Source organism: Mesorhizobium vachelliae (genome assembly GCF_033977325.1).
GTDB lineage: Bacteria > Pseudomonadota > Alphaproteobacteria > Rhizobiales > Rhizobiaceae > Mesorhizobium > Mesorhizobium vachelliae.
Window position 1 is genome coordinate 106,499 of record NZ_JAVIIR010000011.1, and the last position, 15,738, is coordinate 122,236.

Genomic DNA, 15,738 nt, shown 5'->3' on the forward strand with positions numbered 1-15,738 from the left:
TTCCCGACGCATGGCGATTGTAGTCGCTTTTCTGCAGCCCGCTGGAACCGCTCGCCAAGCAGGACCAAGTGCTCTATGCTCAATCCACGTGCCGGTATCGAGATAGGGTTGTCCTGGCGGGGGCGTTCCATGTTCGAAGTCGTTGCATTGTGCTGCAAAGCGCGGGCCAAGGCCGTGGCTTTTGGCTTTATCGTTGCCGCGTTGCTGGCCTTCGGATCGCAGGCTGCGGGTGCTGCGCCCAACTGGACGCTCGATCCGTCCGCATCCGTGCTCACCTACCAGTCGGTCAAGAAGAACACGATCGTCGAGACCAACAAGATCAGGAACATCACCGGCACGCTGAGTTCCGCCGGCGAGGCCAGGATCAGCTTCGACCTCAATTCCGTCGATACGGGCGTCGACCTGCGCAATGTCCGCATGCGCTTCCTGTTCTTCGAGACATTCACCTATCCGACGGCCGAGGTGACGGCGAAGGTGGACCCCGCCGCGTTCGCCGACCTGCCGACCAAGCGCCGGGTGAAGACGACCTTGCCGTTCCGTCTCAGCCTGCACGGCGTCGACAAGGATCTCGAGGCAAGCGTCGTCGTCACCATGATCAGCGATACCCAGGTTTCCGTCGCTTCGGAGGCGCCTGTCGCCGTCCATGTCGAGGATTTCGGGCTCTTGCCCAACATCGACAAATTGCAGCAGGCCGCCAACGTGACCAACATCGTGCCCACCGCTTCGGTGTCTTTCGATTTCGTCTTCACCGCCGACGGCGGCAAGCCGGCCGCCGTGCAGACCGTCGCGGCCTCGACTGCCGAGGTTGGCCCCGTCGCCACGGATGCGGCGAAGGCCAATTTCAGCGACGAGGAGTGCCTCAACCGGTTTGCCGTGCTCTCGCGTACCGGCGCCATCTATTTCCGCCAGGCGAGCGCCAGGCTCGACGCGAAGAGCCGCCCGCTGCTGGCCGAGGTGGAAGGTGTCGTCGGCAAATGCCCGACCCTCAAGGTCGAAGTGTCCGGCTATACCGATTCCGACGGATCGCCTGAGGCGAACAAGGTGCTTTCCGAGAAGCGCGCCAAGGCAGTCGCCGATGCTTTGGTCGCCGATGGCGTTCCGAGCAGCCAGATCAGCTCTGCCGGCTATGGCGAGGACAAGCCGGTCGCCGCCAACGACACGCCCAAGAACAAGGCGCTCAACCGGCGGATCGAATTCTCCGCCAACAAGCTCGCCAACTGAGGTGGCGGTGAGTTCCGCTCCGTTCGCTTTTTGCGGTGGCCTGCTTCGCGCTGCGGGGCTGGCCGCGTTGGTCCTGCTCTTGACGCTGGCGGCCGCGAGCGCCGAGCGGCGCGTCGCGCTGGTGCTCGGCAACTCGCAATATCAGCACGCCGCACCCCTCGCCAATCCGGCAAGGGATGGGCAGGCCATGGCCGAGCGGCTCAAGGACCTCGGCTTCGAGGTGGTCTCCGGCTTCGACCTCACCAAGCAGCAGACGCAAGCCACGGTCGCGCAGTTCGCCAGGGAGGTACGCGGCGCCGACATCGCACTTTTCTTCTATGCCGGCCATGGCCTGCAGGTCTCCGGCAAGAACTATCTGCTTCCGGTCGACGCCGCGCTCGAGGACGAGACCTCGCTCGATTTCGAGGCTGTCTCGGTCGATTTCATCCTGCGCCAGATGTCGCGCGAGACCAGCATAAGGCTGGTGTTCCTGGATGCGTGCCGGGACAATCCGCTTGCCGACGTGCTGGCGAAGAGCGCGGGCATCAAAAGCGCAAGCAGCGGCCTTGCCGAAATCCCGATCGAGAATGGCGGTGCCGGCACGCTGGTCGCTTTCGCCGCCAGCCCGAACCAACTCGCCTATGACGGGTCGGGCGACCACTCGCCTTTCACCATGGGGTTGCTCCAGCATATCGGCGAATCCAACGTCTCCATCACCGAAGCCATGAACAGGGTGACCAGCGACGTCTTCAAGGCGACCGCTGGCAAGCAGCGTCCCTGGATCAATGTCTCGCTGACCACCGAGGTCGTGCTGCACAAGGTCGATCTCAATGCGCCGCTGATCGTCGGCGAGGCGAGCGCGCCGCAGGCCGAAGCGGGTTCCGAAACGCGCAATACGGGCGCGGCCGGCCAGGCCGGCGACCAGCTTGCGCTCAACGCGCTGCGCGAGAAGATCCCGAAGCTGGCGACGGACGGGCCGATCCTTTTCGATCGCCCGGTCAAGTTCGGCGACCCGGCGATCGACGGCAAGAGCATTGCCCAATTGATCAAGGGGGAGCCGCTTTTCAGCCCGGTCGAGGGCCTCGACAAATCGGTATGGCAAGGCAAGCACTGCGACGGATGTCACGAGTGGAACGAGACCCGCCTCTGCGATCAGGCGAAGAATTTCGCCGCCAACGACGTTTCCGTCCTGCGGCTGCAGCATCCGCTCGGCACCCGCTTCAAGGTGGCTTTGGCCAGGTGGGCGCAAGGTGGCTGCAAATGATCGTGAATCAGGGCTTTGGCAGCCATGCCTGACGGAAAGCCCTAATAGGCGTCGACCGATGGCCGCTGCGTCTCCATCTCCACCATCTGGATGCCCATTTCGACGAAGGCGGAAAGCACGCCAAAGCGGTCTGCGGTCGAGACGCGCGCCAGCCCCGCCAGGATCCCCGCATTGACGGCGTGGGCGGCGGGAAATCCAGTCGACAGCATATCGAAAACCGGGTCGCGCCATGCTGCGGACAGGGCGATCCATGCAGCCGGCGTCGCTGGCGACGGATCGACGGCGCTGCTGAGCGCTGCTCGATGGCGGGGATTGCCGGGCTCGCCCACCCAGTCATTGACGAGGGCGAGCAATTCGAGATCCCTTTCGGCAAGGAGCTCGGCAAGATTGCTGAGGCATTCATGCGCCCACCACACCGCGGCGCGCTCGGGCAGGAGATAGGCGCAGAACGTGACGGCTTCCTCCGGCACGCGCCCGGCGAGCAGAGCGCGGCAGAATTCCAGCGGGGGTTGGGCGGCGGCCGGCGATTTCATGTCCCGGGCGATCGCGGGACAGGCGAGAAACAGATCCCTCGCCGTTCTGTATCCGAGTTCATTGGCCATGGCCGCCACACCCCGAGCACAGGCAGAAATAGAGCAATTCCAGGAAAAGTGTGAAGCGGTTTTCCGTCCGGAATTGCGTAAAAACAAAACAGTTAGAATGTTCGCCGTTTCAGCGAAACGGCGAAACATTCTAGCACTCAAATCCGCGGCTGAGTGCCGGTCAAGCCTCAACCTTTAACAGGCGGCGGCCATCGGCAACGTGCGCTTGTTCACAGACAATCGTTTCGGGATTTGATATAGTCCGCGCCAGCGAAAACCCGCTCAAACAAGGGCTCAAACAGGAGTGACGGTCATGCGGTGGGGCAGCTCAGCCTTGGCATTGGCGACCGTGCTTTTTTCAACGCACGTTTACGCCGATCCGCTTCAGAAATCGGAAGACATTGTGAAGTTCTTCGCCGGTCAGGGCAACCTTGGCGCCTCACGCGGCATCTGCGTCGGCACCGAGGAAGAGTGCAAGAGCAAGACCGCGAAGAACGAGGCGCCTCCCCAGAAGGCCGGCCTCGACATGATGATCAATTTTGCCCTGGATTCGGCCCAGCTCGACCAGACCGCACGCACCGAACTGGACGAATTCGCCAAGGCGCTGAAGGACAATAGGCTGAGCACGTTCAGCTTCGTCGTCGAGGGTCACACCGACGCGACCGGCACGGACCGCTACAACCAGGACCTGTCGCAGCGAAGGGCGCAATCGGTGGCCTCCTTCCTCGAAGCGAACGGCGTTCAATCGGCGCGGCTCGAAGCGATCGGCCTCGGCAAGTCGCACCCGCGCGTCGCCGATCCCTACGACCCAGTCAACCGCCGTGTGGAAATGCGGATCAGGACGGAATAGGCCGCTGGCGCTGACCAACTGTTGCAGCGTACTGCCCAAGAGCCTTGGCGCCGACCCCCCCTCAGCGCTGGAGCTTTTTACGTATGATCCATTCGACCAAGTTGGGGTCGACATAATCGTCCCCGGTCACGATACGGACAAGCTTCGTTGCGCGCGGCCGCCATTGTTCTTCAGGAACCTTATCCTCGTCGACCCAGCGTTTGAACGCTTCGCGCATGACGTCGAATTCGAAGTATGAAACGTTGTCGTCGGATTGCTTTTTGACCATGGCGGGCAACGTAGAATCCTCTGAAATGTTCCAGCCTCGGATGTGAGCCGGCCGCTTTCCCCGAACGGCTAAGCGCTAACCGGGCTCCAGCGTATCCTGGACGGAGCCTATCAGCGCCGTGATCGCCTGCTTGTATTTTTCGAATTCCGGCGACGTCTGCCGGACTTCGGTCGTGGTCGTCGTGGGTTGGCCCTGGTCGGTTGCCACGCGTGGCGCTTTCTGCCCCATTTTTCGCTCGGCCCAGTCGACCACGTAGCTGGCGGTCTTGCCGGTCAGGAACGGGTTGGCCTGGATGACGGCCGACCCCAGCACGGCGCTCAGTTGCGTCGAGCCGGGGGCCGCCAGAACCTGAGCCGCGCCTTCCATGCCGAGGAAATGGCAAAGATAAAGCCGACCGGCCGTAATCTGGTGGCCGCGGGCGCGAAGATAGGCCTCGCCCTCGCGCGCCAGGTTGCGCACCATTTCGCGCGACAGCGTCGCGTCGTAGCGAAGCGCGAGCAGATCGGCCGTCGACAGCGAGCCGGCAAGGTCGGGCCGATAGGTGTTCATCATCCGGATCCAGGTCTTAGAGATGAACTGGCCGGCGCCGGTTGCCGAGGAAAGCGGGTTCTTGGCGCGGGAGCTGCCGCCGCTTTCGACATGCACGATCCGATCGGTCAGCGTCTCGACCGCTGAATCGCCGGAGCCGCCGGAGCTGACGGAGACGGCGGTGGCGACCGTGGTGACTGTCCCCAGCGGGTCGATCGCCTCGCCATTCTGATAGAGCTCGAAATGCAGATGCGGGCCGGTCGAAAGTCCTGTGGTGCCGATATAGCCGATGACGTCGCCTGCCTTCACCTTGGTGCCGACGCCGCTGGCAATGGCGAATTTCTGCATGTGCGCGTAACGCGTCTCGCGGCCGTTGGCATGCGCGATCTTCACCAGATTGCCATAGCTGCCGCCATCCCCCTGGAAGGAGATCTCGCCGTCGAAGGCGGCCATCACCGGCGTGCCGACCGGCGCCGCCCAATCGACGCCCTTGTGGATACGCACCGTGCCGAGGATCGGATGCTTGCGCGGGCCGAAGGTCGAGGTCATCACCCCGGCGACCGGCGTGACCATGCCGTTGGTGACGGTCAGCGAACGGACCTGGTCGTCGCCGGTCACACAGGCATACTGGCCGTCGCTCTGCTGGAAGACGAAACAATCGAGGCTCTTGTCCGTGCCGTGGACGCCGACATAGAGCACCCGCCCGGAGATCTCGCTTTGGCCGCGCGGCGTCTGCGAATAGATCAGCACCAGGCGCTGGTCCTCGCTGGCGAAGGCGTCGAGGTCCTGCCCGCGCGACAGATACATGATCGCCTCGCCGATGACGTTGGTCGGCACCTTGTTGCGCGCCGCGGTCGAATAGATCGCATCGAGCAGGCGGTACTGACGCTTCGGGCCGCCCTGGTCCGAAGCGCCGGAATAATTGAACAGATCCTCGCGGACCCAAGGGTCGACGCCCGACACGAAGGCGCCGGCCGCATTGCGCGTCAGCGTGCCGACATAGACGTTCTTGGCGTAGATCGAGACCTGCATCAGCGACATGGTCGTCGTCTCGCGGTTCGGCCGGAACCCGCGCATGGCCACCACAAAGCCGGACTCCAGCCCGTCGCGGTTGAATAGCGCCTTCAGCGCTTCGCCCGCGAGTTTCGCGTCGTCGGCGGAGAAATGCGCGTCGAGCGCCACGCCGTCCAGGCTGCGGTCGTTGAGGATCTTCACGAAAGTGTCCTCGGTCGCCTCGAAGCGCTGATATTCGCTGGTGACGGTCGCAACGGTCGTGTTGTTCTCGATCGCTGTTTTCTTGAAAGCCGGGAGCGCTGCCTCGCCCTGGTCGATGGTCTCGCCCCAGCCCGCCTCGGGGTCGTCGGCATCGGCTTTGGGCGCCGAGGCGGCGTCGCTCGCGTCAGGTGCCGCCTGCAGGTCGTTCTCAAGGTCGCCTTGCGGATCGCCCTGTTGGTCGCTCGGCGCAGCGGCCGGAGCGGGCGCCGCCGGTTGCTGATCGTCGGGCGCCGTTGCCGAAGGCTTCGGAGCGGCCTGGCGCTGCGCCTGGAAGAAGGCGAAATCCTCCTGCGTCGACGGGATCGTCGTCATGAACTTTTCGCTGGCGCTCAACATCACGTCGGACATGATTTCGATCTGCGGCGAGGCGCCCGAACTGTCGAGCTCGGCCGGGCGCGCGACGGTCTTGCCCTTGGTCGCGGTCTCGGCATCGGGCGCCAGCGTGATCCACATCGGATCGCCGGCGAGATCGATGATCGCCGGCACATAGACAGAGGCGTCAGGCGGCACGTCTTCCATGCCCTCGACCGGATGCAATTCTTCGTCCTCGTCGCCGAACGACCAATAGTCCTTGGTCAGGTAGAAGCCGGTGGCTAAAGCGACGACGGCGAGCGTGGCAAGGCCGGCCAGAGCCCGGCGCCAGAGCTTGCGCCGGCGCTCGGCTACGCGCGCCTGCTTCTTCTTTTTGAAGCTCGTGTCGATCGAGTGCGTCACGGGCTGTTTCCGGTCAGGAAATAGGTCCAGCGCACCTGCTCGAGCGTGTCGACCTCGACGAAGCGCGCCGCGATATGGCCGCGCTGCCAGCACTCCTCGATGCCGCGGATCGAGAAGCGCCGCCGGTCGATGCACATCTCGGTCGATCCGTTGAGAATCGCGTGGCCGAAGACGTCCGTCGCGTAGAGGTAGATATAGCGGTTTGTCAGCTCCTCGCGGATGACGTTGACGCACTGGTTGGCGCCGATGGTCCACCAGCCATCGGTCTGGTCGGCGTTGTCGACCTTCTGTCCGACCGCCAGATTGACGACGTCGAGCGTCTGGTTGCAGACGGTGAATTCGGCATGCGCCTTGCCGGGCGAAAGGATCGAGAACAGCGCCGCGCCGAGCAGCGCGGCAAGCGGCATGCGGTCCGGCAACAGCAATCGGAGCCGGCTACGCTGCTTGCGTGGCAAGGACCGGCTCAAGATACGCAGGGTGCGAAGGTCCATCGGCGTTCATGCTATCCGCCAAGCCGGAAATAGGTGGCCGTGGCGGAGAACTGCGATCCGTCGGCCTCGATCTCTTCGAGGATCCTGGGCAAAAGCTCCGAGGCCGGCGTCGGCCTGGAGAACATGGCGGCCTGGATGTCCTTAGGTCCGGTGATCACCAGCATGATCTGCGGCACCGATTTGCCGGCCGCCTTGTCGGCGGCGGCGAGGCCGATCGGGATGTTGAAGGTCACCTTGTCGGTCTGCGGCACCATGCGGTCGTCGAGATTGAAGGCGACGCCCTTGTGGTCGATCAGCATGACGTTCGAGACGAGCCCGCCGCCCGTATAGAGCGCGCCGCTGATTGGCGCGCCGTCCGGAACCGATGTCCGGTCCAGCACAAGCTGCGGCTTCGCAGCCGAGCTCCGGTCGAGGAAGCGAAGGAAGGTAGGCACGCCACACTGGGAGAGCGTGATGAGGCGCACGCTGATGTCCGGCTCGACATGGAACCGCGCCTGGAAGTCGTTGAGCAATTGCTCGAAGGGTTGGACCGCGGTTGCGTATCCTTCGATCGTCGGCGCGGCGCCGGGGCCCGATGTCAGGTTTGCGTAAAAGCAACTGCCACCGCTGAAATCGCGCACCCAGGAGCGCTGGTCGTTCCACCTGGCCGTATCGTCTTCCTGCGACGGAACCGCCGGCTTCGGCACATTAATGGCGACGTCGGTGTTGCCCGGCTGCTTGGTCGCTGGCGTCTGCGGTTGCTGCGCCGTCGGCGCGGTTGGCGTTTCCGATTGACTGGCTGTCGGGGTCTTTGCCTTCGGCTCGGGCAGCGGGGTGGTCGGCTGCGCCGATGCCTGGCTTTCCGAGGCGGGGGGCGGGGACGCGTTCGGCTTGGGCAGCTTGGAAAGCATGTCCACGAGGTCTTTCACGCTGGGCTTCGGCGGGCTTGCCTCCTGCGCGGGCTGGTTTTTGGCTGTTTGGGTCGGCTCCGGCGTCTTGACCGCCGGTTCGCTTGCAGGCTGTGCCGGTTTCTGGCTCTCGGCGCCCTTCGGTGCGGGCGCAAGCGTCGGTGATTGCTCCGCCGAGCGTTGCACGGGGTTGGTCTCGACCGGGGGAACATGCGCCTGGCTGTTGGCTTCGGTCTCCGGCTGCGTGGCTGGCGGCGTCGGCTGCACGGCGGGTGTCTTGGCCTTCGCATCGGGTTGGGCGGATGGCTTCGCAGTGTCGGGTTTTGGCGGTTCCGGCTGAGGCGTGGCCTGCGGTTGCGGCGCTTCCGGCTGCTGCGCTTCCGCCACTGGTTTGGCAGCTTCCGCGGCCGGCTTCGGCATCAGCGGCTTGGATGTTTCCGTCACCGGCGGAGGCGAAAGCACGCCGCTGAAATAAAGGCCTGCCCCCGCCAAGACGGCGAGCGCCGCGACGCTGCCCGCGATCGCTGGCATGCGCGAAGCCTTTTTGGGCGCGGCCGGTGCGGGCACGCTGGCGGGGGTAGCCGCCGGCGCGGGCCGTGGCTCCGACAGATATGCGGGGCGCACATGCTCGACGAAGCGGGGTTCGCCTTGAGGCTCCGGCGGCTGCGGCTTTGAGTCCGGCGGCGCCGTCCAGCCGGCACGCGGCAGGCCGGAGCGTTCGCGCGCGCCGAACGGCACCGGTGGCGGCAATGTCGGCTCGAGGTCTTCGCTGCGCGTCGCCCGGGCGATCTCGGCCATGCTGGCGGGACGGTCGCGCGGGTCCGGCTGCAGCATTGCTTCGATGAGCTCGTGGAAATCGGGATCGATATCCGAGAGGTCCGGCACCGCCCGGCGCTTTTCGATGACCTCATATTGCGACCCGCTCATGTCGAGCGGCTTTCCGCGCAGCGCCGCGGCCAGCACCAGCCCGAGGCTGTAGATATCGGACTGCTCGCTGACCTCGCCGCCATAGAGGCCGAGCTGCTCCGGCGAGACGTAATTGTATTTGCCGGCGAATTTTCCGCCGATCAGCGTCTCGCCGCCGACGGTGGCTGAACGGGCGATGCCGAAATCGATGATCTTGGCGCGCTCCACCCGTCCGCCGGGCAGGATGATGTTGTCCGGCGAGAGGTCGCGATGCACTGCGCCGGCCTGGTGCACGGCGCTCAAGGCGGAGGCGAGGCGATGGCATAGCCGGCGTACGTCCTCCGCAGGCATCGGCCCGCGCCGCATGATGTCGAACAGCGATTGGCCGTCCACGAACTCCATCGCGAGATAGGGGCGGCCAATCCCCGGATCGATGGTGAAGACGTGGTAGCGCACCACCGCGTCATGCGACAGGTGATTGAGGATAGACGCTTCCTTGCGGAACAGCGACAGGATCGTCTGGTCGCGGGCGAATTCGGGCAGCACGATCTTGATCGCCACATGGTCGCCCGTCTGGATGTTGTGGCCGCGATAGACTTCGCCCATGCCGCCGGAGGCGATCCTCTCGTCGAGCTCGTAAATGCCGCTGAGCTGCGTGCCGACACCCGCATAGGTGACCTTCGCCGCAATCCGCGTCTTGTCGTCGTCGCTCATCTGGCCAGGGCCTCCGCTCCGGACCGATCCGAATGGTGCGCTCCGTTGCGCCCGCTGCCGATCTTCACGAGTACGATTGTCACATTGTCGGTTCCGCCGCGCGCCAGCACCAGGTCCAGCAGCGTCTGGCATGCGGCCCGCGGCGTGGCGGATCTGACCGCGGCCTCGATCTCGGCATCGCTGACATGCGCGGTCAGTCCGTCGGTGCCCAGCACGAAGACGTCGCCCGCCATCAGCTCGCCCTGCTGGAAATCGATCTCGAGCTCGTCGCTGACGCCGACCGCATGCGTGATCACATTGCGGCGCGGCCAGGTCAGCGCTTCCTCCGCGCTGATCATGCCGCGGTCGAGCAGTTCCTGCACCTCGGTGTGGTCCTTCGAAACCTGGAAGATCGAGCCGTTTCGGACAAGGTAGATGCGGCTGTCGCCGGCCCAAAGGCAGGCGAAGCGTCCGTCCATGGCAAGCAGGGCCGCGAAAGTGGAGCCGATGGTGATGCCGCGCGAGCGCGATATATCGCGGATCTCGGCGTTGGCGCGGCTGAGCCTATCCTCGAAGCGGGCGCGAAGGTCCGGCGCGGAGCTCGCGATGCCGATTGTCGCGAGGTGATCGACGATGCTGGCCGAGGCAACCTCGCCGGCCTCATGCCCGCCCATGCCGTCGGCCACCACCCAGAGGCCGGTCTGCGGTTCGATGAGGTAGTTGTCCTCGTTGTGATCGCGCACGCAGCCCTGGTGGCTGACGCCGAAGCTGTCGATGGGGAGGGCGACAGTGCTCAATTTGCCACCAAGCGCTTCGAAAGCGTCCTCTGTGACCAGCCACGGGCCGCATGCCCGGGCCACTCTGCCACAAGCGTGTACATTAGAGTATCGAAATGAAGGCTTGATCCAGCCATCTCAGAACGCCTTCGGACAGCTGAAGCCGGACAAGGCCGGCAGCAGCAAGGGATTGGCGCCTGAGCCGGCCTGGATCGTGTAGGCGACATCGCGTCCGCCGATCACGAAGCGGGCTTCCGTGTTGGCGCCGTCGCCGGTGATGGTCGCCTTGTCGAACAGCCGCTTCAGCGCCCACGGTCCTTCGAATTTGAGCGCGGACTCGCGTCCAGGCATTTCCGGCACCAGGCTGAGGCTCGCCGATCCGGAAGCAGCGCCGCTCGGCCATGTCACGATGCTCGGCGCGTTGCCGGCCTGCGCGCTCTGGACTGTCTGCCCGTCGACGTTGAGCACGGCGCTGTCGACTTCGCTGTTCACCGACGTGGGAGTGATGGTGATCGAGACCGAGGGCACCGAGCCGCCGGAAGGGAAGAAGGCGCTGCGGATTTCCGCCGCCGCCTGGAACGCCTTCAAGGTCGATTTGGCCAAAGCGCGGCTGGAACGCGCATCCTGCTTCCAGGTCCATTCCTGGCCGGTCATGTCGATCAGCGGCGCGAGGTTCTGCGCGAAGAAGCGGTCCATCAGGCCGCCCGGCGCGAAAAGCTTGGTGAAATCCGCCATCGAGATCTCGTCGGTGCTGTCGCGGGTGAAGGGATAGCGGCCGTTGACAGCCTCCTCGCAGGCGCGCGTCACCGTCTGGTCGAGGGTCTGGTTGAGGTTGGCGACGGAGGTTTCGGCGACATTGCCTTCGAGCTCGTCCGCCGCCGCGTTGACCATGCGCGCCAGCGGCTTGGGCAGGCGCGAGACATTGGCGCGAAGCGTCGAGATCTGCAGTTGTAGGTTGGCGTTGACGCGCTCGGTCTGCGTGGGGACATCGGCCGCGAGCTTCAGGCTCTGGAAGATGTCGTGGAAATTCTGCGTCAGCGCGTCGAGCGGCCGGCGCCCGGCCGCCCCGCCGACCAGCGCCTGGAACGAGCGGAACTGCGCCTCGACGCTCGCGCCGGCATTCTGCGCGACGGCCGAGCTTGCGCCGGCGCGGCTTTGCGATTTGCCGCCGGCGATCTGCAGGCCGATACGGGCGAGGCCCTTGGCCATGCTGGCGGGGTTCTGCTGCGACGTGCCGGTATCGCCCTCGGCGAGGCTGTCCTTCGTCAATGCGGTTTCATCGGCGATCGCGCTGAAGAGCTGGTCGAGCGGCGAGTCCGCCGCGGCGATGGCGGAGAGCGCCAGATATTGCGGCTTGTCCTTCAGCATCGCCTTGAGCTTCAACTGATCGAGCGCGCCGTTCCAGGCGGCGGCGAATTCCTTGCCGTAGCGGTCGATGAGCTCGGGACCGAGCTTGGGCAGGTCCTGGTCGATGCCGCCTTGTTCGCCGCCACCGCCAAGCACCCACCGGTCGTCGACGAGCATCTGCGCGATACGCGAGAGCTGCGGCAGGAAGAAGCGATTGAACCCGGCGCGCGTGTAAAGGCCAGGGACCTGGAGATCGGCCAGCTCGCTGCCATCCGTGCGCTCGAACAGCAGCTGCGCTTCCGGGCCGGCTTTCGCGGCGATGGAGAAATCCTGCAGCCTCGCCGCGTAGACCGCCGACTTGATCTGCGCCGAAGCGCGGTCGGCGAGGCTCATGCGTCCGAGCGAGCGCTGCGCTGCCTCGACCAGCGGCTGGTTGAGCGCGAAGGTTGGATCGTAGGCGTCGTCGAGCGCAAGCATGGCGCGCAGATGCTTTTCGAGCTGCGCGCGGCCCTCGCGGTTGTTCTCGCCGGGGTAGCGGTTCTCCTCCCAGTCCTGCTTCATCCAGGAGACGACCAGCTCATCGTCGACCTTCGGCGCCTTGCCGCCCAGCATCAGGTAGATCTTGAGCGGCTCGTAGAGCGCGATCGGATCGGCCATCCTGGCCTGGATCGTCCGCTCGGCCTGCACCAGCAGCCGTGAGCGGAAGGTACGCTCCAGCGCCTGCCGGTAGGCGGCCTTGGAGGCCGACAGCAGCCTCTCGCGCTGGCTGAGCCCGAACATCTCCTCGATCGGCTTGCCCTGGTCGCCGTTTTCGAACCCGGCCGGCAGGTTGCGCAACTGGTCGAGCGGACCGATGACGTTTTCGAGGTCGACGTCGGTCACCGTCATGCTCTTGAGCAGCGTATCGGCGCTGTCACGATAATGCGCCATGGCTTGCCTTGTGGAGGCGATCAGCTGCTTGTTGGCGAAGAAGCTGAGGCCAAGCACACCGAGCGCCGCCAAGGCCGCCAGGGCGATCGCGGCCAGGCCGCCGAACCTCGCCAGTCTGGCACGCCGCTCGGCGGCCCGATCGAAGGAAACCCAGCCCGATTCCGGGAAGATCACCTTGGTCAGCAGATCATGCAGGAAGAAGCTCTTGCCGGCGCCGGAAAGATGCGCTTGCGAAGCGCTGCCGAAACTGCGGCCGATCACGCCCAGCACCTGGTCGAAGGGCGTGCCTTCCTGGGTTCCCGACGAGAAATAGAGCCCACGCAGGCTGACATTGACCTGGCTGCGCGATGTATCGAACAGGCTGCCGACAAACTGCGTTATCCGGGTCCTCAGCGCGCCGAACTGCGCCGGAAAACCGAACAGCGCGATCCGCGCCACCGGGTCGGGCTCTTCCTGCAGGCGGTCGGCGACCTCTTCGGCGAGCCGCTTCGCCAACCCGTCGAATTCCGCCGGCGCCTCGCCGGCCATGTTCCTGGTGCGGTCGGCCGTCTGGAATGTCGCGCCCCACACCTTGCGCCTGCGCGTCTCGTCAAGGTTGCCGAAATAGTCCATGAAACCGGAGACGAGATCGGCCTTGGTGAAGATGAGATAGACTGGGAACTGGATCTTCAGCGTCTCGTGCAGTTCGCGCAGGCGGCTCCTGATCTCGCTGACATGCGCCTCGAGCTGTTGGTCGTCGAAGCCGACCAGGTCGGCAAGGCTGATGGCCAAAATCACGCCGTTGATAGGTTGCCTGGTGCGGTGTTTCTTGAGCAGCCCCAGGAAGGCGAGCCAGCTCGCTTTGTCGCGCTCGCGGTCCGATTCTTGCGTCGTGTAGCGGCCGGCCGTGTCGATCAGCACCGCCTCGTCCGTGAACCACCAGTCGCAGGATCGCGTGCCGCCGACGCCAGCCACCGGCTGCGCGCTGCCGGAGCCGGCAAGCGGGAACTTCAGCCCGGAATTGACCAGCGCCGTCGTCTTGCCGGCACCCGGCGGGCCGATGATGATGTACCAGGGGATGTCATAGAGGAAATTGCGCTTGCCGCTCGTCCGCTTCAGCGTCGCGATGGCTTCGCTCATCCGCGCTTCCAGCACCTGTGAATCGTCGTTGCGCTCGTCGCTGTGCGCGATGGCCGTTTCGAGCGCCTTTTGCGCCTTGCGCCGCTGCCAGAAGCGGACCCCGTAGAACAGGGCGAGCACCGCGATGGTGACGCCGATGATCGTGGCCCTGAGCCACGCAGGCCCAAGCGGGTGTGTATCGGCGAAGCGGATCAGCGGCCCGGCATACCAGATCGCCGCCGAGAAGCCGGCGAGCGCAGCCAGGCTGAAGATCCGCAGCATCCAGCGCATCAGTCGCCGTTCTCCGCCGCGCCGGTCTGCAAGGTCTCCTGTTTCGGGATCATTATGTCGACGCGGCGGTTCCTGGCGCGGCCGTCCGCCGTTCCATTGTCGGCGATCGGTTCGTCCTCGCCCCTGCCATCGGCACTCAGCCGCGACGGGTCTTTCAATTGCTTGGCCACCACCGCCTGGACGGCCTTGGCGCGAGCGACGGAAAGGTCAAAATTCGATTTGAACGTGCTCGACTTTTTCGGCTTCACATTGTCGGTGTGGCCGACGATCCGGATCGGCCCCGGTTCGGCGTCGAGTGCCGTGGCGACCTCGGCCGCGATCGGCTGGAACTGCGGCTTCAGCTCCGCCATGCCGGGCGCGAACAAGCGCTGGTTGTTGATCTCGACGACGATGAATTCGCCCTTCTCGCCGACGTTCAGTCCGCCGCCGGCGATCTCCTCGGCAAGCGCGGCGCGGATGCGGTCGATCTGGGCGGTATCCGGGACCGTGGGCGGCGGCGGGCTGGCTTGCGCCGGCTCAGTGGGCGCCGCCACGCTGGCGCGCTCGATGGTGACGGGCGTCGACGGATTGAGCGCCAGCAACTCGCCGGCGGTTGCGTCGCCTTCGTCGGTGATCAGCACCCGCAATCCGAAGAAGGCCGCCGTCACCAGCGTCGCCGCGGCGGCCGCGACCGCCCAGAGCGGCAGCCGCGACCTTGGCTTCGGCAACGCGGCCGCCATGCCCTGCCAGCGCGACGAGATATCGTCGCCGGCGCGTGGCTTGAAGTAGCGCAGCGTGTCGTAGACGTCGCGCCGGACGCGTTCGAGCGTGTTTCGCTCTTTGGCGAGCCCGCGATACTGGCCTTCGAAACCCAGCGACAGGCAGGCATGCATCAGCTCGAGCAGGTCGTAATGCGCTTCCGGCCTGGCGAGGATATTGTTCAGCGCTTCGTAGAAGCCGGCGCCCGTCGGTTGGCTGTGGAAGAATTGCGCCACGAGGCTGTGCCGAAGCCAGCTGTCCTTGCCTGGCCACGGCAAATTGCCGACGAGGTCGTCGGCGGTTTCGCAAAGGGCGAATTTGGCGACCCGCGCGTCTTCCTCGGCTACGCCGGCTTTGGCGATTGCACGGTCGAAGGTCTCGATCGCGTCGGCGATATGCTCCGCCAGGGACGCCGCTTGCCGTTCGACCGGCATCAGCCGCAATTGGCCGAAGAGCATCAGCAGCGGCGCCGCGGCGGCAAGGATCGGATTTGCCGCGGCGTATTGCACGCTGCCGGCGGCGTCGAGCAGGGCATCCTGCTGCACCCCCGGCGCCGCATTCGCGGCCGCTCCCGGAGTTGGCCCCTGGAAGAGCACGGTTCCGGACGACCAGCCGGCTGGCATCTGTCGGCCGACGACGGGATCGAACACCGTCGCTTCGCGGGAAGGCGAGGGAGCAGGTCGCGCGCCTTCCGGACCGGGCCTCTCAGGCGCCGCAAGCGGCTTCTGCTTCGGCCGCGACGCGCGGATGACGGTCTTGTCCGCCGGCCCGGAGGGATCGTCCTTCGGGCTCATAGGCGAGAACCAGGCGTCGCGGCGCGACGACCATGCCTTTGCCCAGGGAAACGCGCTTCAGGCTGAGCCCCGGCGGCGGCCCGCATGGAAAGGCTCATCTCGCTGAA

The 15,738-nt window shown here is 65.5% G+C and carries 11 protein-coding genes; 3 read left to right on the forward strand and 8 right to left on the reverse strand.

Going from position 1 to position 15,738, the window contains the following annotated elements; translation table 11 throughout:
* Positions 1-129: 129 nt before the first annotated feature.
* Complete coding sequence (locus RFM41_RS22560; protein ID WP_320251216.1) at positions 130-1,221, forward strand: OmpA family protein; 1,092 nt, start codon at positions 130-132, stop codon at positions 1,219-1,221.
* Positions 1,222-1,228: 7 nt separating this feature from the next.
* Positions 1,229-2,464, forward strand: a complete 1,236-nt coding sequence (locus RFM41_RS22565) for a caspase family protein (RefSeq protein ID WP_320251215.1) — start codon at positions 1,229-1,231, stop codon at positions 2,462-2,464.
* Positions 2,465-2,505: 41 nt separating this feature from the next.
* Here the strand turns inward: RFM41_RS22565 and RFM41_RS22570 are convergent, their stop codons facing one another.
* Complete coding sequence (locus RFM41_RS22570; RefSeq protein WP_320251214.1) at positions 2,506-3,195, reverse strand: DUF6931 family protein; 690 nt, start codon at positions 3,193-3,195, stop codon at positions 2,506-2,508.
* Between the two features lie 163 nt (positions 3,196-3,358).
* On the opposite strand from RFM41_RS22570, the gene RFM41_RS22575 reads away from it, so the two are divergent.
* Positions 3,359-3,895, forward strand: a complete 537-nt coding sequence (locus RFM41_RS22575) for an OmpA family protein (protein ID WP_320251212.1) — start codon at positions 3,359-3,361, stop codon at positions 3,893-3,895.
* A gap of 61 nt (positions 3,896-3,956) precedes the next feature.
* On the opposite strand, the gene RFM41_RS22580 is transcribed toward RFM41_RS22575, so the two are convergent.
* The 7 genes from RFM41_RS22580 to tssL all read right to left on the reverse strand — a co-directional run bounded on the left by RFM41_RS22580 (position 3,957) and on the right by tssL (position 15,631).
* Entirely contained in the window at positions 3,957-4,172 is a 216-nt protein-coding gene (locus RFM41_RS22580) for a hypothetical protein (RefSeq protein ID WP_320251210.1), read from the reverse strand.
* 66 nt (positions 4,173-4,238) lie between these two features.
* Positions 4,239-6,680 (reverse strand): M23 family metallopeptidase, encoded by a 2,442-nt coding sequence (locus tag RFM41_RS22585; protein WP_320251208.1) that lies wholly within the window; start codon positions 6,678-6,680, stop codon positions 4,239-4,241.
* Positions 6,677-7,171 (reverse strand): DUF1036 domain-containing protein, encoded by a 495-nt coding sequence (locus RFM41_RS22590; RefSeq protein WP_320251206.1) that lies wholly within the window; start codon positions 7,169-7,171, stop codon positions 6,677-6,679. The genes RFM41_RS22585 and RFM41_RS22590 overlap by 4 nt, the downstream gene beginning before the upstream one ends.
* Before the next feature lie 11 nt (positions 7,172-7,182).
* Entirely contained in the window at positions 7,183-9,678 is a 2,496-nt protein-coding gene (locus RFM41_RS22595) for a protein kinase domain-containing protein (protein WP_320251205.1), read from the reverse strand.
* A complete protein-coding gene (locus RFM41_RS22600) occupies positions 9,675-10,454 on the reverse strand; it encodes a PP2C family protein-serine/threonine phosphatase (RefSeq protein WP_320251204.1) in 780 nt (259 codons plus the stop codon). Before RFM41_RS22600 ends, RFM41_RS22595 begins: the two co-directional genes overlap by 4 nt.
* A 117-nt stretch (positions 10,455-10,571) precedes the next feature.
* A complete protein-coding gene (gene tssM / locus RFM41_RS22605; protein WP_320251203.1) occupies positions 10,572-14,099 on the reverse strand; it encodes a type VI secretion system membrane subunit TssM in 3,528 nt (1,175 codons plus the stop codon).
* Entirely contained in the window at positions 14,099-15,631 is a 1,533-nt protein-coding gene (gene tssL / locus RFM41_RS22610; RefSeq protein WP_320251201.1) for a type VI secretion system protein TssL, long form, read from the reverse strand. The genes tssM and tssL overlap by 1 nt, the downstream gene beginning before the upstream one ends.
* Positions 15,632-15,738 lie beyond the last annotated feature (107 nt).